General features: G+C 58.9%; 19 protein-coding genes and 2 pseudogenes. 8 read left to right on the top strand and 13 right to left on the bottom strand.

The features are described from left to right. Positions 1–37 precede the first annotated feature (37 nt). Entirely contained in the window at positions 38–745 is a 708-nt protein-coding gene (locus tag ACVJGD_RS27065; RefSeq protein WP_456637114.1) for a hypothetical protein, read from the top strand. Between the two features lie 67 nt (positions 746–812). Here the strand turns inward: ACVJGD_RS27065 and ACVJGD_RS27070 are convergent, their stop codons facing one another. From ACVJGD_RS27070 to ACVJGD_RS27080, 3 genes are all read right to left on the bottom strand, one after another. Further along, positions 813–995, bottom strand: coding sequence for a hypothetical protein (locus ACVJGD_RS27070; RefSeq protein WP_456637115.1), 183 nt, complete (start codon positions 993–995; stop codon positions 813–815). Between the two features lie 31 nt (positions 996–1,026). Then, positions 1,027–1,341, bottom strand: coding sequence for a transposase (locus tag ACVJGD_RS27075; RefSeq protein WP_456632682.1), 315 nt, complete (start codon positions 1,339–1,341; stop codon positions 1,027–1,029). Between the two features lie 995 nt (positions 1,342–2,336). Continuing rightward, positions 2,337–2,876 carry a hypothetical protein gene (locus tag ACVJGD_RS27080; protein ID WP_456637116.1) on the bottom strand — a complete coding sequence of 180 codons (540 nt, stop codon included), beginning with the start codon at positions 2,874–2,876 and terminating at the stop codon, positions 2,337–2,339. Here ACVJGD_RS27080 and ACVJGD_RS27085 point away from each other — a divergent pair. Continuing rightward, positions 2,847–3,713 (top strand): IS110 family RNA-guided transposase, encoded by an 867-nt coding sequence (locus ACVJGD_RS27085; RefSeq protein ID WP_456637117.1) that lies wholly within the window; start codon positions 2,847–2,849, stop codon positions 3,711–3,713. The genes ACVJGD_RS27080 and ACVJGD_RS27085 overlap by 30 nt on opposite strands. Before the next feature lie 148 nt (positions 3,714–3,861). Here the strand turns inward: ACVJGD_RS27085 and ACVJGD_RS27090 are convergent, their stop codons facing one another. Together ACVJGD_RS27090 and ACVJGD_RS27095 are read right to left on the bottom strand one after the other, a co-directional pair. Continuing rightward, on the bottom strand, positions 3,862–4,095 hold the full coding sequence (locus ACVJGD_RS27090; RefSeq protein WP_456640389.1) for a hypothetical protein: 234 nt from the start codon (positions 4,093–4,095) through the stop codon (positions 3,862–3,864). 252 nt (positions 4,096–4,347) lie between these two features. Next, on the bottom strand, positions 4,348–5,166 hold the full coding sequence (locus ACVJGD_RS27095; RefSeq protein WP_456637118.1) for a GNAT family N-acetyltransferase: 819 nt from the start codon (positions 5,164–5,166) through the stop codon (positions 4,348–4,350). A gap of 618 nt (positions 5,167–5,784) precedes the next feature. Between ACVJGD_RS27095 and ACVJGD_RS27100 the strand changes: the two genes are divergently transcribed. Beyond that, entirely contained in the window at positions 5,785–6,081 is a 297-nt protein-coding gene (locus tag ACVJGD_RS27100) for a hypothetical protein (protein WP_456637119.1), read from the top strand. 18 nt (positions 6,082–6,099) lie between these two features. Beyond that, a complete protein-coding gene (locus ACVJGD_RS27105; protein WP_456637120.1) occupies positions 6,100–6,309 on the top strand; it encodes a WGR domain-containing protein in 210 nt (69 codons plus the stop codon). 48 nt (positions 6,310–6,357) lie between these two features. On the opposite strand, the gene ACVJGD_RS27110 is transcribed toward ACVJGD_RS27105, so the two are convergent. The 4 genes from ACVJGD_RS27110 to ACVJGD_RS27125 form a co-directional block, all read right to left on the bottom strand. Further along, positions 6,358–6,972 (bottom strand): IS630 family transposase, encoded by a 615-nt coding sequence (locus ACVJGD_RS27110; protein ID WP_456637121.1) that lies wholly within the window; start codon positions 6,970–6,972, stop codon positions 6,358–6,360. Further along, a complete protein-coding gene (locus ACVJGD_RS27115; RefSeq protein WP_456637122.1) occupies positions 6,969–7,589 on the bottom strand; it encodes a reverse transcriptase domain-containing protein in 621 nt (206 codons plus the stop codon). The genes ACVJGD_RS27110 and ACVJGD_RS27115 overlap by 4 nt, the downstream gene beginning before the upstream one ends. A 106-nt stretch (positions 7,590–7,695) precedes the next feature. Continuing rightward, positions 7,696–8,946 carry a group II intron reverse transcriptase/maturase gene (gene ltrA, locus ACVJGD_RS27120; RefSeq protein ID WP_456632677.1) on the bottom strand — a complete coding sequence of 417 codons (1,251 nt, stop codon included), beginning with the start codon at positions 8,944–8,946 and terminating at the stop codon, positions 7,696–7,698. Positions 8,947–9,624: 678 nt separating this feature from the next. Then, the gene (locus ACVJGD_RS27125; protein WP_456637123.1) at positions 9,625–9,834 is read right to left on the bottom strand and encodes a hypothetical protein; all 210 of its coding nucleotides are present in this window, start codon (positions 9,832–9,834) and stop codon (positions 9,625–9,627) included. A gap of 368 nt (positions 9,835–10,202) precedes the next feature. Here ACVJGD_RS27125 and ACVJGD_RS27130 point away from each other — a divergent pair, with 368 nt between their 5' ends. Then, the gene (locus ACVJGD_RS27130) at positions 10,203–10,595 is read left to right on the top strand and encodes a recombinase family protein (RefSeq protein WP_456632522.1); all 393 of its coding nucleotides are present in this window, start codon (positions 10,203–10,205) and stop codon (positions 10,593–10,595) included. Between the two features lie 5 nt (positions 10,596–10,600). On the opposite strand, the gene ACVJGD_RS27135 is transcribed toward ACVJGD_RS27130, so the two are convergent. Both ACVJGD_RS27135 and ACVJGD_RS27140 read right to left on the bottom strand, forming a co-directional pair. Beyond that, on the bottom strand, positions 10,601–12,226 hold the full coding sequence (locus ACVJGD_RS27135) for a recombinase family protein (protein ID WP_456637124.1): 1,626 nt from the start codon (positions 12,224–12,226) through the stop codon (positions 10,601–10,603). Beyond that, entirely contained in the window at positions 12,132–13,046 is a 915-nt protein-coding gene (locus tag ACVJGD_RS27140; RefSeq protein WP_456637125.1) for an oleate hydratase, read from the bottom strand. The genes ACVJGD_RS27135 and ACVJGD_RS27140 overlap by 95 nt, the downstream gene beginning before the upstream one ends. A gap of 518 nt (positions 13,047–13,564) precedes the next feature. Between ACVJGD_RS27140 and ACVJGD_RS27145 the strand changes: the two genes are divergently transcribed. Further along, a complete protein-coding gene (locus ACVJGD_RS27145; protein ID WP_456637126.1) occupies positions 13,565–14,263 on the top strand; it encodes a hypothetical protein in 699 nt (232 codons plus the stop codon). A gap of 446 nt (positions 14,264–14,709) precedes the next feature. On the opposite strand, the gene ACVJGD_RS27150 is transcribed toward ACVJGD_RS27145, so the two are convergent. Continuing rightward, the gene (locus ACVJGD_RS27150) at positions 14,710–14,931 is read right to left on the bottom strand and encodes a hypothetical protein (RefSeq protein WP_456637085.1); all 222 of its coding nucleotides are present in this window, start codon (positions 14,929–14,931) and stop codon (positions 14,710–14,712) included. A gap of 671 nt (positions 14,932–15,602) precedes the next feature. Here ACVJGD_RS27150 and ACVJGD_RS27155 point away from each other — a divergent pair. Both ACVJGD_RS27155 and ACVJGD_RS27160 read left to right on the top strand, forming a co-directional pair. After that, a complete protein-coding gene (locus tag ACVJGD_RS27155) occupies positions 15,603–15,896 on the top strand; it encodes a transposase (RefSeq protein WP_456637127.1) in 294 nt (97 codons plus the stop codon). Between the two features lie 761 nt (positions 15,897–16,657). Next, positions 16,658–16,867, top strand: a pseudogene (locus ACVJGD_RS27160) (transposase); the annotation flags it as partial. 32 nt (positions 16,868–16,899) lie between these two features. Here the strand turns inward: ACVJGD_RS27160 and ACVJGD_RS27165 are convergent. After that, positions 16,900–17,127 (bottom strand): annotated as a pseudogene (locus ACVJGD_RS27165) (IS256 family transposase); the annotation flags it as partial. Between the last annotated feature and the right edge of the window lie 164 nt (positions 17,128–17,291).

Raw genomic sequence — 17,291 nt, forward strand, 5'->3', positions numbered from 1 at the left:
ATCTTACGCCGTACGGAATGGGAAGCTCGAGTCCACAATGAGCCGTAAGAGCCGAATTCCACTCGCTGATCGTGTCGCCGAAGCCGCAGCTGCGGCGCTGGCCGCCCGGCGCTTTGTGAGCGCTATCGACATCCTCGTCGGGATCGGGTGGCTTGATCCTGAAGCGTTGGAGCGTTGGCGCCGCGGGCAGATCGATTGCCTGGAGGAAGTTGTCCGGACAAATCTGCCGCGCATATCGGAAGCCATGCGGCTATTCCGATCTTGGGCAACCGCGAGAGGATTGTTCGCGAGCCAAACCGAGTATGTCGCTCGTACACCGTGGCGCCAGACCCTGCGCTTCAGCCGAAGCGGAAATCCTGCCATCGAGGCGTCGTATCGCACGCATTGGGTCTCGCCCGAGCTTTCCGAGAAGAAGCGCGAGCGGCTGGCGGAAAAAGCAAGCCAAGCTCCGGAACTGGTGGTGGTCCAGCCCTTGAACACCGAATGGACATGCCATCGGTGCGGCGGCAGCGGTAATCTCCTGATGATGGAAACTCCCGGCCCAGCCTGCATGCGCTGCGTCGGCCTCAATGATCTTGATTATCTACCGGCGGGCGATCCCCTGCTCTCGCGGCGCGCGAAAGCGAAGAGCACGCGACATGCAGTTGTCGTGCGCTTCAGCAGGACCCGTCGCCGCTACGAACGACAAGGTCTGCTGATCGAGCCGCGGGCTTTGGCAGATGCGCGGCGCGCTCTCGCCCGATAGATGTGGTCTCGATCTCGGGTTCCCTCGAATCACATCGAAATTTTCAATCACATACGAGTTCGCAGTTTTATTCTGAGTGGCGCGCCATCGTTCTCGATGGCAAGTGAGGCAAAGTTCTTTCCTCGAACAAACGCGAGCCCAGGAACGAGTGCTGCAGGAACAACTCGTCGATGCGCCGCATTAGCGCCGGATCATTGTCGTCGTTCGCCGCCCGCTGCCGGTAGACCCCCGAGCGCGACAGCACCAGCATCGCGCATCGCGCCCGGATCGACAGCTTCGCATCATTGCGATCGAGCATTCCTCTGCGGTCCGCCGTGCTCATCGTCCGGACCTCTTGGCGAAAAAATCGTTCTCGGCCGGCCGATCTTGGCGTGCAGCTTCTCGATCTCCCGCTCGCGCGCCTCGTCCGCCTCCATGCCGACGCCGAACGCTCGCACCGCATTGTCCAAGAGCTGCCTCTTCCAGGCATAGATCTGGTTCGGATGCACCTCATAGCGCTGCGCCAGATCGGCAATCGTCGCCTGTTCCCGCAATGCGTCCAAGGCGATCTTCGCCTTCAGGCTCGCATCGATCTTCCGTCTCGTCTTCTTCTTCATCGTCTCCGTCTATCACGACGGAAACGGCTCCGCTCCAATCAACCGCCTGGTCTCAAATCCGGGGTCCACTTCAGAACTTCGCAATTTGAGCGAGAAACATCTTCGTGTGCTGATGGCGATTTACAACCAACAGTGTTAGACCTAGATAGGCTTGCAGTCCGAACGAAGCGAAGGCCTGAGAAAGAGCCGGCAACGGCAAATATCGCAAATGAGTTTGCTGCGCGTGCGAGTGTTGGCCTGAACGCGAATTCTTTTGCCATTAGATCCGGGTAATTCGGACGCTCATCTCCCGTCTTTGGGAAGATCTCTCCACAGCATTTCTACGTGACCCCGACGGCCGCGCGAGCTTGCACGTGCTCCGCGGCGGCAGCGCCGTTCTCGACGCAAGGAGTTTCTTGTGCAGCAACGCACCACATGTGCGGCTCTTGTCTTCCTGATCTTCGTCGTCCTGGGAAGCAGCGGCGCCCGCGCGCAATGCACATTGCCGTACCAGTTGACCAACGGACAGGTCGTATCTTTGGAAACCTCTACTCCTACGCTGACGGAAAATGCGGTCACAAAGATAGACCCGTGGGGACTCTGGGGATTGGGTTACGTCGCGGGAGGCTCAGCAGAACTTGGGTTCGTCGCGGGCGGGGGCGCGACGGCTTCGGGGGGCGTTGGGGTGTTTTGGGGGCCGAGCGAAATCTGCAATCTGCGGCTGGAGGACATCAACTGGCGGGCGGAGTCGATCCGCATTCGGCACACAAAGACCAAGGCCTGCTCCTTCCTGCCTCTGATGGAGCCGGTCGGCGAAGCAGTGCTGGCTTATTTGTGCGCGGGGCGGTGGCGTGCGATGTCCGGGAAATCTTCATCCGCACGCGTGCGCCCTATCACAAGCTCGGGATGTTGGACAGCTTGGTACGACTCCGGCTGCCGCAAATCTCGTAGAGCCGCTTAAACTAAGGCTCCTCGGAAAAATCCCCTTAGGGAGGGGGGCAGACGTTGAAGAGGATTCAATCGGCTGGCGACGCTCTCGCGCGCGAAACGGCCCGCAGATCCACGCTGAAGATCCAGTGAATCTCGATGGTATCGGTATGGGCATCGTCAATAAGCGGATCTCTGAAACGAGCGTCGACGCGAACATCGGCGCGGCGGCGATGCAGCACGAGATTAAGAAAGTCCCTGCCCCATCTCGCCTCGATGCGGCCGCTTGCGGTAATCGAAGCGAAGAACAGGGCCAGATTGCCGTTCTGGAAGCCGAGCTTCGTCCAGTCCAATTCGGCCCAAGCGTCGGTCGGAGCCGGAAGTTCGGGGAGTTCGATGAAGAGTGTTTCGATCTGGGCGGTGTCATAAGCGAAGCTCCGCCCTCCTTTCTTGCGCCGCGCAATCAGCACATGATTCGTCCCAGGCTCGAGGGCGAGCGCCGCTCGTTCAGACGGATCGACCAGGACGAGGCGGCAACCGGAGTACAATTCGGATCGAATGTTGCCGCCGGCTTTCCAGGGTAGGCTCATCAGCAACTGGTGGCGCGGCGCTACCAGGTCGTGCGGCATCGCACGCGGCTCAAGAACGAGGTGCATTCGATCCTGCACGCGCACCTGATCCCGAAGTGCCCGCATGCCGATCTTTTCAACGCCCGCGGCCGGGCATGGTTGGCCGCTCAACGGTTGCCGGACGATGAGCGCGCGGCCATCGATCGGCATGTCCGTGAGCTTGACCGGCTGGCGGAAGACCTGGCCCTGCTCGACGGCGAGATCGCACAGGATGCCATCGACGATCCCGCGGTCAACAGATTAATGACGATCACGGGCGTGAACCTGGCGGTCGCCGCCGGCATCGTGGCGGCGATCGGCGACATCAGCCGGTTCAACAGCCCGCAGAAGCTGGTGAGCTATTTCGGGCTGAACCCGCGGGTGCGGCAGTCCGGGTTGGGAGCCGCCCACCACGGCCGTATCAGCAAGATCGGCCGCAGTCATGCGCGCGCCATGCTGGTCGAGGCGGCCTGGGCAGCGGCCAAGGCGCCCGGCCCACTGCATGCGTTTTTCGTGCGCATCCGCGCCCGGCGCGGCCATCAGATCGCCGCGGTGGCCGTGGCTCGCAAGCTCACGGTGCTCTGCTGGCATTTGCTGACGAAGGGCGAGGATTACCTGTGGGCGCGCCCGGCGCTGGTCGCCAACAAGACCCGCGCGATGCAACTTCAAGCTGGACATCCGCAACAGAAGGGCAGCCGGCGTGGACCAGCCTATGTCTACAACATCAAAGCGCTGCGCGATCGTGAGATGTTGATTGCCGCCCAGGCGGAGCGAAGCTACGAACGATTGGTGTCGCAATGGAAACCGCGGCGACCAAAACCCGGCGCGCGGGCGCCTCAGCTCGGCAGGACAAAATAGGCAGTCCGGTGACGCTTGCAGCCGACGCGTCACGCTTCGCCACGAGGTCGCCCGCGCCGGACAACCATAGTCGCGGCCGACGGCAAGGTCTAGCCACGCCAGGAACGCAGTCCCGTTCCACGCCAGCGTGCCGTCGTGCTCGGACCGGTCAAGGCCAAGCCTTGCGGTGGCCGCAAATGCGGCCAGCCTTGACCGCCCTGCGCGCGGCGGCTGTGAGATCGGTGGCCGGGACGGAAGAATGGCCCGCAGCGCGACCGAACAAAAGAATGGACTTGCAGCGATCTCCGCAATCGTCGTCTCGGCCATGAAGAAATCGCTTGTCCATCTCATCCGTCGTGTAGATCATTTTGCGGATGCCTGGGGCAAAGGCGAAGAAGAGGATGACCTGCTCCCAGGCACGGCGCCAGGCCTGGCCGACTGCCGGGTAGCGCTCCGACCCGGTTTATCGAACACCGTCAGCGGAATGGTCGCTTTCCCGACATGATGGAGCAGCGCCGCGAGCCTAAGTCGCCCCTACTGGCGAACCAAGACCGCGACCGAACTCCGCGGCGAACACGTAGGCAGGGCTGAAAGGTGGCCCTCGTGACGGTTGCGCGCTTGGTGAGCCCATGCGAACAGCGTCTTTTACTTCGCTTTATTTGGCTGCTCGCAACATTGGCGTGAGCGGCGGCGAGGAACCATGTTGTATTCTACCGATGATCTTGAAGCCGTGGTTTCGATAAAAGGGAATGTGCTCAGGATTCGAGCTTTCAAGATAGGCGGTAATGCCCTGCTCATCGCATCGTTGAAGAGCGTATTTCATCAGTAATGTGCCGAGTCCTTGTCCGACCCAGTTCGGATCGGCCGCGATGAGAGGTAGGTACCAGTGCGGCTCGGGCGGATGATGTTCGGCCATTTCGTGCCGCAGGAGCGCCATATCTTCGGTAATCTCCGGGTTCAAGGACAGTGCCATTATTTCGTCCAACGCGGACTCGTCTTGCTGCACGCCAGGCGGCAGCCACAGGGCTGCGGCGCGGATCCCTCCTGTGACGTACGCCGTGCCATGCTCGAATGCTCGTCCGCCAGAGGCGTTAACGAATTGAGGCATGCTTCGAAGATATTGCCTTACGTCAGGCCAACTCCAGCGCATCAATGGATCGGCGGCAAAGCCGAGCACAATTGTCCAGACGGTGCTTGTTCGAATGTCTGCATTCGCACATGTGATATCAGACTCCGCGAGCATGATGTGGTTTCCTGGTTGTTTTCTATCTGTCAGAGTTAAACGAGCACGACAAATGGCGCTTAACGAAACAGGAAACATCCGGAGCTGCGCCGGATGCGCGGGGCTCTGTTTCGGCCCCCTGCTAACAAGGCTGCCGCGGAAGAGTCCTAGTGACCAGACAAAGAAGACGCGGCCGATCGGCAGATTCGTGATATCGGCCGGCTGCAAATGCTTCTGCCCGCTGATGGTCATGTCGCGTAACAGTTCAGGATAGATCCATAGCCCGGCCCCGGCTCGCTCGTGTTCGGCTTCCCGAGCGCTTTTCTTTCCATCAGTGCAATTGCTATGCCATATTGAGTATCTAGCGACGCCCCTGGCGACTTACCCATCCGATTGGCTGGCAGCTTTAGTGGGATAAGAGCCGCGGTGGTCGGGCGTGAGATCGCACCTTCGGTGTTGCAGCAGAAGGGGCCGGGTAACTCTAGTGCGCAAACCGAAACGCGCGCCGCCAGATAGGCGAAAAGTCGGCGAGCTCGCGCTGAGAGCTACTAGATGAGATAGTTCGACAGGTTGCCGGTAGTGATACATATCGAACCTAACTAGGCAGGACGAGGTCCGGGAGTGGCAGAGCCCGCCTCTCGATCAGTCTACCCGGTCTAGTGTTTCGGTGCCTTGCGGGTCACAATCCGCGACGAGGGCTGGTCCGCAACAAGGCGGTCTATGTCGCGCTGGCGCTCAATCCGGTGGCGAAGGACGTTCACCGGGCGCAAAGGACTCGGTCGAAGGCGCACTTTCGTATCCAGTGCTACGTTCGCTTTCCACCCGTTCGATGATGGCGAGACATGCCCAACACCACGCGCGAAGTTCTGAATGCGTTTGTCGATGGCCATTGAAATTCGTTCACACAAGCTTCATGATTTGAAGCGGCCTACGTTAGCCCGAGACAATGCAAAGCAGGAGGCATGTAAATCGTCTGAAGGACGTCAGCAGGAGCTCTCGACCGCGAGGATGCTGGCGGCCGAAACCAATCGGCTGAAGCTCGAAGTCGGCAAATTCCTGTCGACGGTCCGCGCGGTTGACATGGCTATCCCACGGAAGATTGCGATCATCCTCCATTACGGCGCCAGTCATAGTCTGACTTTGCCGGCTCCAAGAACAAGAGGATGAAACTGCAACACCGCGATTATGCTCACCCGCACCGACAATCGCCGCAACATAGCGGGGCTCTATAAGCTCGATGTTCAGCCGACACTATTCGGTGGCTCGTCCCTGGTGAGGGAGTGGGGACGTATCGGCCGCGCTGGCACCTCCGCTTACAGGCCTATTCTTTGCGCGGTCTGGCCAATCTTGCCTGAACTCGACCAAACATTTGGTGTTCTTGCCCAGAACCCATAGCTCCGCGGCAGCGGCAGAATCAAAGCTCCCGACTAAAGCGGATTCCTGTCATTTAGAAGCATAGCCTGCGTGAGCGAAATAGTTGGTGCATTCGCGTGGGCTTAGTTGTGGGATGAACGAACGGATCGCGCGCGTGAGATGCGGAACTGTTCGTGCCGCGACCTTACGCAAGTATGCCTTAAATTTGCTGTAGGGCAGCTCGATCGGATTAAGATCAGGCGAGTATTTCGGGAGATACCGCACGCTCGCCTTTGCCCTCTCAATCGCGTGCCTAACGGCAGGCGCCATGTGAACTCGGCAGTTGTCCATCACGACGATGTCGTTGCGCCGGAGGGTTGGAACCAAGCACTGCTCAACATAGGCGAGGAACATTTCTCCGGTCATAGCTCCCTCGATCACCATCGGGGCAGTCATTTTATTGTGGCGCAAGGCCGCCACGAAAGTGATGGTCTCCCATGACCCCAGCGGAACGGCGCCGATCACCCTGACACCCCTTGGCGCACGCCCCCGGAGCCGCGCCAGATTTGTGCTGACCGCAGGGTGAGTAGGCCGGGGGATTTTCACCCCCGGCACCGGGTCACCGGAGGCGGTCGCCCGCCCCCGGTTCCCACAGAACGTGGCGTGCGGATTTCCCGCACCGACGCTCTTCGACAGTTGGTTCACAGCACTGCAAGCGCCTGCAGCTCCCGATAAGGGAGGCGCAGCTTAGGCTTTAGCAACGGTGTCCGTTCTTTGATTTGGTTGAAGGCGTCCCAAGTGAGGCGTCGGCCTGCCCAGCTGCGGCTGCGCAGCATTCCGCGCCAGTAACGCTCCACTGCCCGATAAACTTTTACGAGGCTCCGGAGATTTCCGGCGACGCCGTAATAGGTATAGTGGCCGCGTAGGACGACGTTGATTTCATCGGCCTGGTCACTGATCTTGTAATGCCGTATTCGCCGCATCAGCTCCTGCAGAGACATAAGGCTGCGCTTTAGCCGAGATTTCTCGGTACGCATCCCAACCTTGAAGTTGCCTCTTTGGTTTCGCGTGCAATAGAGCGTTAGACCCAGAAAGTAGATTGTTTCCGGGCGGTTTCTGCCGCGTTTGCCCGCGTGTCTTTGCGCGAACCGACCAAACTCGACCAACTTGGTCTTGGTCGGCTCTAGAGTGAGGCCGAACTTCCCCAACCGAAGACGCAAGGCCTCCTGTACGCGGAGGGCGTCCGATCGATATTGGAAGCAGATCACAAAGTCGTCGATATAGCGCACCAGTCGGGCCTCGCCCCGCAGCCGGCCCTTCACCACGCGTTCGAACCAGAGGTCGAGAACGTGGAGAGTAGGCCGAAGGAATTGCACCTTCGGCCTCTCGCAGAACGGTGCATGAGCCTCTCGACTCACACCGCTCCCATCAGACAAACGCGCCGATCCCTCCAAAACGCCAATGGGCGAACAAAGACGGGTTCTGCTCTGCAATTCTTTGCATGAGCATGCTGGCCCGCACTTTGTGTCCACGTAGCCGGCGGTATTTCCGCATGATCCAGGCGCGTATCGTGTAGTCTGCGTGCCTGTATATCGGCCACATCGCCGAGGGATAGAATTGCCCGTAGTAAGCGATCCAACCCCGGAGGATTGGATTGAGAATGCGAGCAAATTCTTCCAAGCTGAGATGGGACTGATTGCGGAGATTGAGCCGCCGCGTGTGTGCCCGCATAGCTTTAAGAGATTTTGTACTGACCGCAGGTGAGAAGCTTGTGAAGAGTACGCCCCTTGCACGCGTTCTGGCACCCCGCGCTCGGAACTCGTAACCTAAGAAGTCAAACTTCATGTTCGGGTACGAATCCCTTCGATTTGAGTCCTTGCAGTAAACAGTCTGCGTTTTATCTGGATGCATTTCCAGGCCACATGCTGCAAGTCGAGCTTGCAGTGCCGCCTTAACGGCGTCTGCTTCCGCTCCAGTCCTGCAATGCACGAGCCCGTCATCAGCATAACGGCACCAAGGAAGGTCTGGAAACATTCGCGTCATCCAGACATCGAACGCATAATGCATAAACAAATTACTCAAAACGGGGCTGACCACACCGCCTTGAGGCGTTCCTCGGGTTCGTTCAACCAGAGTACCGTCTTCTTGTTGAAGCGGCGCGATGAGCCAACGTTTGATGTAAAGCGTTACCCACTTACACGTCGTGTGTTTCTCGAGCGCCTTCAGTAGAAGCGCGTGGTCGATGTTGTCGAATAGACCTTTTATATCAAATTCCAAAACCCAATCGTATCGCCAGCAACGATCGCGGGTGACAGCGATTGCATCCAGCGCCGATTTCTTCGGACGATAGCCAAAGGAATCGGGCAGGAAGATAGATTCTAGAATCGGTTCAAGGTATTGCTTGACAACCGTCTGTGCCACGCGGTCGGCCACTGTAGGCACGCCGAGAATTCTTTCCCCGCCATTCTTCTTCGGAATGGCGACCGCTTTGACCGGCGGCGGAAAATAGCTTCCCGACGTCAGCCTGTTCCAGATTTTATACAGATTGCCCTTCAAGTCCTTTTCGAACTCAGTGATTGTCTCCTCATCCACGCCGGCAGCGCCCGCATTGGCTCGGACGGCCTTGTAGGCTTTCCACACTTGCTGTTTCGAGATATCAAACGGTTTCGCTGCACTCACGCGCCTCCTCCTCTTGCGAGTTGAACGCCAAATACAGCTGTCTGACCCGACCCCTTTGCTCCAGCCGCATTACCAGCCTTCATCGCTCGTACGAGTCGGTCCGTCCCAGTGCTCCGCATCGGGCGTTTCGCCTTGTGGTTTTGGCCACTTGTGCTTTTCCCTTGACATCGGAACGACTGGTTCCCGCAGTGCCGTACTGAAGCCTGAGTCAGAGTCACGCCCCCTATACACCGGCCGCCATCTGCCCAGTAATCAGGTTTCCGACAGATTTGTCCCGGGCTCTGCACTCGCGCCCGGTTTTGACGACGTTTGACTTTAACGACGCGTCTTCGAGGGTTTATTTGCATTCGTCTCTCTGACTCTTACCTGCTGGGGTTCTTCTCCCCACGCTTTACTCCCGCGCTCACGACCATGGCTCTTTACCTAGGCCGCCTGGAGTGGTTTGAAGCCTGCTCCTGAAAGCCGACTTCGGAGGGCCCGCCTCCATCTTCTGTACAGCTTCTTGTTTGATTGGATCAGTTCATTCTGAACTCCTCTCTTACGACTGCGGCACACAATGAAGGTAGAGGTTGCTCAAAAGCACACTGATCGATCCGCCTTGTGGCGTTCCTTGTTCGCTCGGATGCACCGCTCCGTCTTCCAAGATACCCGCTTTCAACCAGCGCCGGATCAAGCTGATCAGGCGCGGATCACCGACTCGATGTTCGACAAACCGGAGGACCCAATCATGATCGAGACTCCCGAAAGACTACTCGACAGACTACCCACCACCGCGCTCATCATCTCGACGACTATCCCGATCAGGTAACCATCGTTCGGTCGCGCCATCCCTTTGAGGGATCTGCGCTTAATGTGCTTGGCTGGTGTCATCGACGCGGCGAACTTCATCTGACGCTTGTACTGCCCGATGGTACCCGTGCCCTTGTACCGGCTGCGTGGACAGATCTGCCTATCGCACAACATTTACCGCGTGCAAGCCCGCAATGCGCTCAAGCGGCATTCCTGGCTTCGCACGCCGAGCTGCTGCACGCCCGGACGATCGTCGACGCTTTGCTGCGGCAGTTGGATGCCGCGCATACTGTCCTGCCACCGCAATCGGAGGACAGCCATGCAGCAGCTAAGCTTTCTCGACCCACCACCTCAGCGCGGGGCCGTACCCGTATGGGAGGCCCTCGATAAAGAGCAGCGCGCACATCTCGTGCTGCGACTCGCCCGACTAATCGCCCGAGCAATCGCCACTGCCGGAGATCACAACGATGAACGAACTGAGCAAGATCACCGCTGAGCACCTACGCCGATGCGCAATCGTCTACGTGCGTCAGTCCAGTACGACGCAGGTCGAGCATAATCGCGAGTCCACTGCCCGTCAGTACGAGTTAGCCGAACGCGCCGCGCGGCTTGGTTGGCGACGCGATCAGGTGAAGGTCATCGATGAGGACCTCGGTATTTCCGGTTCCGGCCTTTCCGAGCGCACCGGCTTCGCGCGTATGACCGCGGAGGTCGGCCTCGGCCAGGTGGGCATCGTGCTCGGCTTGGAAGTCTCGCGACTAGCGCGCAATAATGCTGATTGGTACCGTCTGCTCGATCTATGTGGCCTGACCCACACGCTCATCGGTGATGGAGATGGGATTTACGATCGATCATGTTGATACCTTCATTTGTTTGGTCTCGGGTCGAAAACGAGGTGATCTCGAGCTCCTGTCTTAAGCTCTCGCAACGCAACAATGCTGGCTTCCGTATCAGGAAAGAGGAATCGCTTGTCCCAAGGATCGCGCTGGATATCAATGGTGCCGCTGCGGATACGTCGCTTGATCCAAGAACTCGAAACTCCCAAACGCTTTGCCATTGCGGTCACCGGCAGCCAACCAGCAATGTGACGAGCACGCGTTGCGACGCCGTCCTGCAGTACGCGATGGCGCTGCCGCACGATCTGAACGGTTCGTACTGGAACATAATTTCGGCGCGGTGAGCGGTGCCCCTCCTGGGTCAAGGTGTTGGCGATTTCGGCATCATCGAAGCCCTGGCGGGCCAGCTCAAGGATCCGTGCTTGCATCTCAGTCCCTCGAGTTAGAGCATGCAGTGCATGGACCCTCGGCTCGACTTCCAATTCGGATATCTCGCCACCACACCAGACGATCCGAACCGCGATTCGATCGCGCGTGATGCGGTGGAGAACAACCTTGTCAATCAGCGTTCGTAATAACTGCTTCTTATCTGCCCGGCTCACATCAGGCCGCCGCCAGAGCTCAGGCAAGTGTGGACCAAGCGCAAGAAACTCATTCTGCTCCTCTGGGGTCAACATGGCTGATTTGCTCTTCGTGGCTCGGCGGGTGGTCAGCGCCTCTTCAGCCTGCCGGAGTTCGCGTAACGCGTTTTCCCATCGCCGCTCCAACTCAGCGGCGATGAGGCGATTGTCAGGATCGACCCGATTATACTGTCGTTCGGCCAGGAGTGCCTGATAGCGCAGTCGCTCAACCTGCTGCTCTTCGGCGCGATCAAGCGCTTCGTCAGTCTGCTGCCGCGCATTGAGCGCACGCCTCCAGGCCTCCACCTCAGCGGGAGCGATCGCTGCAAAGAATGCAGCCACCACCTGTGCGTCGATTGGATCGGCGGGAAGATGCTGGCATAGCGTCTTGCCTTGGTGGTTCAACAGGGAATTGCAGACGTAGCGGGACCCGCCCTTGTATTGTATCGACATCTTGTGGCCGCACCGGCCGCACCAGGTGATGCCTTGCAAGATAGCGGCCCCCTCTCGGGGCACGCCACGCGTCTGATTGCGTTGGTATTCGGCATGGTTATCGCGCAACATGGCCTGGATCCGCTCAAAGCCATCCCAATCGATGTATGCAGGATAGCGGTCCTTTACTACTACCTTCCACTCTGCCATTGGGCAGCGGGCCGTCTTCAGTTTACCACTCGTATAGGTCGTGCGGCAGGACTTGGTGCGGCCATAGACGAAAGCGCCAGCATAGGCCGGATTCCTCAAAATTCCGGAAATCATGCTGGCCGATGGTGTCCGCCACGCAATATCGCCGAACCGGTCCCGCCGCGGTATAGAGAGCGCACGATCTCGGAATGACCGGATTACCTTGCCTACGGAGCCTCCCTCCAGAAATGTCGTGAAAACCAGTGATATCCGCTGCTGCACCTCCCTGCTCGGATCCTTCGATGCCACACCATTGGCGTCACGTTCCAAACCCGCCGGTAACAGTAACGTCAACTCGCCGCGCTCGGCCTTGGCGCGCAGCCCCGCCGTCAGACGGCCGCGCAGTGTGTGCAACTCCACTTCGGAGATTGTGCCCTTTAAGCCGAGTAACAGGCGCCCATTGGTTGAGCCAGGATCGTAGACGCCGTCGCGATCCGCAATGAGGCATTGCCGGTAGCCGCACAGATCGAGTAGCGGGTACCAACCAGGCAACGATCGGACGGACTATAGCATCGAACTGGTTGAACCGGGTTCGGTAGATCCCCGCCATGGTGTCAATGGTCGAGAACAGATGCAGGAACCTCAAGCAGTAGCGCTTGAACTCGACCGCGCTGTGCCAAGGCGCGAACCCGAAGGTTGTGCACCAGATGAACCAGAAGTTGCTCCGGAAGAAATGAGGGTTGAACCAATCCTGGATGGTTCGAGCGTCGAGGGCCGATTCAGATGCCATGCAAAGGGCTAGCAGGTCGAGGCGATCTTTCTTGCTGAAACCCAGATCGGATACATCGACGATCTCGCCGCCGCAAACCAGACGCGCTTTGTCGTTCCAGAAAAACTCTTGATGGAAATCCATTAGTTCGTCTTTCGCCGACTTGGCAGGATCGCTGATCGAGGGAATGAAGGAGAGCAGGTCGTAGGTGCAGTTGAACTTTTCTTCGAACATGCGTCCGCCGCGCATGACGTAACCCTTGCTCGCATCGCCATGTGCGTCGAGGCTGCCTCCGAACCGTTCCGTCTCCTCGAACAGGACGATATTGTCGCCTGATAGCCCGCCCTCCTTGATGAGATACGCTGCTGCCGCCAAGGCGGCGATGCCGGTGCCAACCAGGTAGGCATTGCAGGGAGCACTCTGCGCCGCTGGATCAACGCCGGGCGAGGGGGACGCAGAGGGCATGAGGTTCTCCGGAGGTGACTGGTCGGAACATGGAGCCTGCTTCAATCAGCCGATGGAATGTCAGATAATCCGATCGCAAAAGCGGAACTCCCGCCATCTATAGTGCAAAGCTTGCGCCGCCGAAGGCGCTTCCGGAGTGCTGCCGTGACATCGGATGTCCCTCGCATGCGCTCTTCACTTAGGCGACAGCGCCCCCGAATGATCTGTAGATCGACTGAGCCGCTCATAACCAGCAATGCCCGTGCCAAGTGCGAATCTGGTCAGGGCTTGCCTGAAGGGAGGCAAGACCAATGTTTCCCGCCAAGCCGCGGGACGTCAGCTGGCTTGTCAGGTTTCCAACATTTGGGTGTTCAACCGAACAGCAGATGAGACGGGAAGCAACAGAAGGGAGCCGCAGTTGAGATGCGCCAACCAGCTGGGAATACGAAAAAGAAATCAGCACCGGCCGTTTGGCACGCGCCTTGAAATGAAAAAGCCGTTCACCGTGTGATGGCCCTGCAAGAATAGGTGACGTTGCAATGAGCGCCCCGAATTTGACGGAAAGAGCCAATGCCCTCGGAACTGACAAGGGAAGTGAGGTTGCCTACGCCCATGGTTACACTAGCTTTTACTCTTTTCTGTTCGAGGAATTCCGGCACGAATCTTTCACGATGATCGAGATCGGATTGCAGCACGGGCATGGCTCTCTTGATCCCGATGCACTGCCCGGTCGCAAGGTCGACGACATTCCATCCATTAAGATGTGGCTGGAGTTCTTTCCCAAAGCCGAGATTGTCGGCTGCGACATTTCCGATTTCAGCGCGTTTAAGATGGACCGGTTCCGTTTCGAGCGCCTTGATATGGGTGATGCGCTAGCCCTGGAACGTCTTGCGAGCTCACTCCCGCCCGTAAGGATCATCATCGATGACGCTTCGCACGCCGCTTACCACCAACAGCTCGCTCTAGCGAAGCTGTTTCCCATCGTCGAGCCTGGTGGCTTTTACTTTATCGAGGATCTGCATGTCACGCACCCGATTGCCGCAAGGCTACCGTCCTGCAATCCGACTGAGGTGGTGGTTGAGAAGTTCACTCAGACGCGTCAGCTCGATATTGCGTTCCTGGCCGGGATCGAGCGCAGAAACCTCGAAACCTCAATTCGGAAGATGTTCATCCATCGCAACGATAAGGGAGGCGTCAATTGCTGGAGGATGAAAATGGTTGGATTTGAAAAGTATTAGAAGGGCAATCAATATTTTGCGTCAATCAAGGTGCCAATCTAGGCCCTCCGGGTCATTCTGCTCCAACCACGTCTCGGCTGCGTCCTGGTTCGCCAAGCCTCTGTCGGTCTAGCTATCAGGCCGCGATTTTCGCCTAACCGTGATTTGCAGGAACGGTATTTCGTCGATCTTTGCTTCCGTGTTGCTGGCTTTGCAAAAGCGCGCCTAGATGGTGACATGCAGGCGGGGTGGGTGGCCGAGTCGACGGCTGTCGACGGAGGTTGGACGTGTTTGTGCGCGGCGACGTCGAGGATGCAGGACTGACAGGCGCAGAAACGGCAAAGCTGGGTGCCCGCAGTGGTGGCAGAGCAGCGGTTCTGATGGTCTGTTGCTGGATGCTGGCGCCAAGTCGACATCAAATCCGGACGAAAGACGTCCGTGGGCTACCTTGACCAAACCATGATCCGTCATGCGGCGCTGTCGAGCACGGTAGCGGCGATTTCGCTCGGCATGCATAGCGCGACCACGCGGAGTTGCCTGATAGCGTCGCCGAGCCTCCCTTTGTCGGTCGCGACGTGCTTCTTGCGCACAGGTTCCAACGCAATAGATCTGGCCGCGATCACACCGCCGGCAGACAAGAACCTGACAGCGGCAGCGAGCACACAGAAACAACCGGCAAGACGCTTCATCGGTATACGCGGGACCGCGTGCTATTCGTGCCGAAGGTTCGCACCCTGTCTGGTTCGGCAATATTTTTATGGTGCCCCCTGCGAGTCCGCGCTCCTTGGCCCGCGCTCGCGCGGTCTCCGCAACCCCGACCAGCTCCGACCGCGCGAGCGCTACCATCAGGCTCGCCTTACTCGAATGAAGCAAAAAATTGGACGTCGATCGAGCCCCACGTTCCGCCCTCGATCAATGTCGTCAACATCTCATGTCGCCAGATTTGCGCGGTTCTCGAACGCCATCGACATTCCGTGAGATCCCGCTTATCCACCGCCTTCAGCCTTTGATGCTGCATTCCTTGCGGCGGGCTTTCTAACGCTACACTCCACCATTTCCCCTCCGTCACTGACCTTGACCTGCCCCACCTTGAGCGCACCGTTTTCTTCATCGTAGGCATGGGCGGCCTTCATGAGCCCTGGCTGCGCGGCCGAAAAATCGGGATTTGTCCGAAGTTGCGTTACAGCCATCGGCAATGCCGCCGGGCGGTGAGGATCTTCCGCAATCCGTCGAGTATCGCCAGTGGAGCTTGCTCCCGTTCGTGGACGCCCTGAGGATGGTAGATTCCTCTGAAACGGACCCCGATTTTGGGACCATGTGCTTAGTTGGAAGGGGCTGCTCCGTTTGACAGACGGAGCGCATGATGACGCCGAAAACGAGACGCAAGATTGACGCGGCACTGAAGGCAAAGATCGCGCTGGAAGCCGTGCGGGAGCAGGCGACGGTGGCCGATCTGGCCCAGCGCTATGAGGTTCACCCGAACCAGATCTATGCCTGGAAGAAGCAACTGCTGGAACAGGCGGCCCGGGCCTTTGACGCGGGTGTCGGGCGCGAGAGCGAGGACGCTCGCGAACGCGAGATCGAGAAGCTGCACGCCAAGATTGGACAACTGACAGTCGAGCGCGATTTTTTAGCGCGGAGGTCCGGAAGATGAGCACGCCGGACCGTTGAGGAATGCTCGATCGCGCCGAGGCGAGCAACCTGACAGGCCGTAGCAGATGTGAACCAGTGTAGCCCCGAAATGAACGCCCACGTGAAACGGATTGTGGAGGTATCGGGAGTGTCGAGCCCGTGTTCCCTTGGCGAAGACCATGTCGGCATCGTGAACTTGGACGATACGATGTCCGAACTCCCCGGGGTCGGAGAGGGCGGCATGTCAGGAAGGAATGTGCAGCGAAAGCTCGGAACCACGCGCGGGTCGCCTCGGCGCTCCCGCACAGCGAAGACATCGCGTATAAGCCGCCGTGCGGTGAAATCGCGGTGTGCCCACGAGTGGGGCGGATGGGGTCAGTTAAGTGATGACGGCTCGAGACAACATAACTCGAGCAAGAGCGAGGACCCCTGGGGTAGTGGTAATCCCACTTCATGGCGGTGCACGATCGAGTCAACGACCCGACACTGTGCGGGATAACCGTTGGACCACGAGGTGTACGAAGGGTGGATGCAAACCGGCTGACACGGCGCGTATGTCGGCAGCAGACTTAAGCGCGTGTGGCATCCGGGAAGGCGCCGCCTGAAAATGCCAGCCTTCCAGCCGTATCGGGGAAAACCCGCCGTACGGAATGATGGGGGGATCGAGGAGACGTCGGCATCATGCGAAGCCCGGTCCGCGCCTCGGTCCTACCCGACCGGGGGCGGGCGACCGCCTCCGGTGACCCGGTGCCGGGGGTGAAAATCCCCCGGCCTACTCACCCCTGGATCAAGACCAGTATGGCCCCCTTGCGCGGGTGGGGACCGAAGGGCGAACGGGTGCGAGGTTTTGCACCCCACGGCCATTGGCGGACCTTGACCTTTCTCGGCGCCTTGCGCTCTGACAGCCTCGTCGCTCCCTGCGTCTTCGACGGGCCGATCAACGGCGAATGTTTCCGAGCTTATGTCGAACAGCAGTTTGTTCCAGTTATTAAGGAGCTATGCCTGAATTTGGGTGATGTGGCCGATCAGGCGGCGTGGCTTTGCTGGGTCGGAACGACCTCGATGCCGTCGGCGAATCTGACACCAGCGATGATCTTCGGCAACTGATTTGTGCCTTTTAGTCGTCGCCAGGTCTTGGACGCGGCATCGATCAGTTTGAACACCATCAGCCTGGCGGTCTGCGGCGACAACGATCCCTTGGTCCGCACAGTCCTGTGCCGCACCGTGGCGAACACGCTCTCGATCGGATTGGTAACCGGTATGAGATGTCTCGGTGCCAACGTTCCGCTGCGGTATTCTACATCGTAGCGTATGGTGCGACCATCGGGACAGAGGCACCGGGAGCACGATGTGCGGGCAGGCCGATACACACGATGAGCCGAGAGAGCTCGAGTTAGTAGCTGGCCGCCTCTGCGAC

It is taken from the genome of Bradyrhizobium sp. USDA 10063 (genome assembly GCF_054063735.1).

What these genes read in the sequence shown, in the direction of transcription:
- ACVJGD_RS27065 (WP_456637114.1), top strand. Translation starts at nt 38, where the DNA reads ATGAGCCGTAAGAGCCGAATTCCACTCGCTGATCGTGTCGCCGAAGCC.
- ACVJGD_RS27070 (WP_456637115.1), bottom strand. Translation starts at nt 995, where the DNA reads ATGCTGGTGCTGTCGCGCTCGGGGGTCTACCGGCAGCGGGCGGCGAAC.
- ACVJGD_RS27075 (WP_456632682.1), bottom strand. Translation starts at nt 1,341, where the DNA reads ATGAAGAAGAAGACGAGACGGAAGATCGATGCGAGCCTGAAGGCGAAG.
- ACVJGD_RS27080 (WP_456637116.1), bottom strand. Translation starts at nt 2,876, where the DNA reads ATGCCGCACGACCTGGTAGCGCCGCGCCACCAGTTGCTGATGAGCCTA.
- ACVJGD_RS27095 (WP_456637118.1), bottom strand. Translation starts at nt 5,166, where the DNA reads ATGACCATCAGCGGGCAGAAGCATTTGCAGCCGGCCGATATCACGAAT.
- ACVJGD_RS27100 (WP_456637119.1), top strand. Translation starts at nt 5,785, where the DNA reads ATGCGTTTGTCGATGGCCATTGAAATTCGTTCACACAAGCTTCATGAT.
- ACVJGD_RS27105 (WP_456637120.1), top strand. Translation starts at nt 6,100, where the DNA reads ATGCTCACCCGCACCGACAATCGCCGCAACATAGCGGGGCTCTATAAG.
- ACVJGD_RS27125 (WP_456637123.1), bottom strand. Translation starts at nt 9,834, where the DNA reads ATGAAGTTCGCCGCGTCGATGACACCAGCCAAGCACATTAAGCGCAGA.
- ACVJGD_RS27130 (WP_456632522.1), top strand. Translation starts at nt 10,203, where the DNA reads ATGAACGAACTGAGCAAGATCACCGCTGAGCACCTACGCCGATGCGCA.
- ACVJGD_RS27140 (WP_456637125.1), bottom strand. Translation starts at nt 13,046, where the DNA reads ATGCCCTCTGCGTCCCCCTCGCCCGGCGTTGATCCAGCGGCGCAGAGT.
- ACVJGD_RS27145 (WP_456637126.1), top strand. Translation starts at nt 13,565, where the DNA reads ATGAGCGCCCCGAATTTGACGGAAAGAGCCAATGCCCTCGGAACTGAC.
- ACVJGD_RS27150 (WP_456637085.1), bottom strand. Translation starts at nt 14,931, where the DNA reads ATGAAGCGTCTTGCCGGTTGTTTCTGTGTGCTCGCTGCCGCTGTCAGG.
- ACVJGD_RS27155 (WP_456637127.1), top strand. Translation starts at nt 15,603, where the DNA reads ATGATGACGCCGAAAACGAGACGCAAGATTGACGCGGCACTGAAGGCA.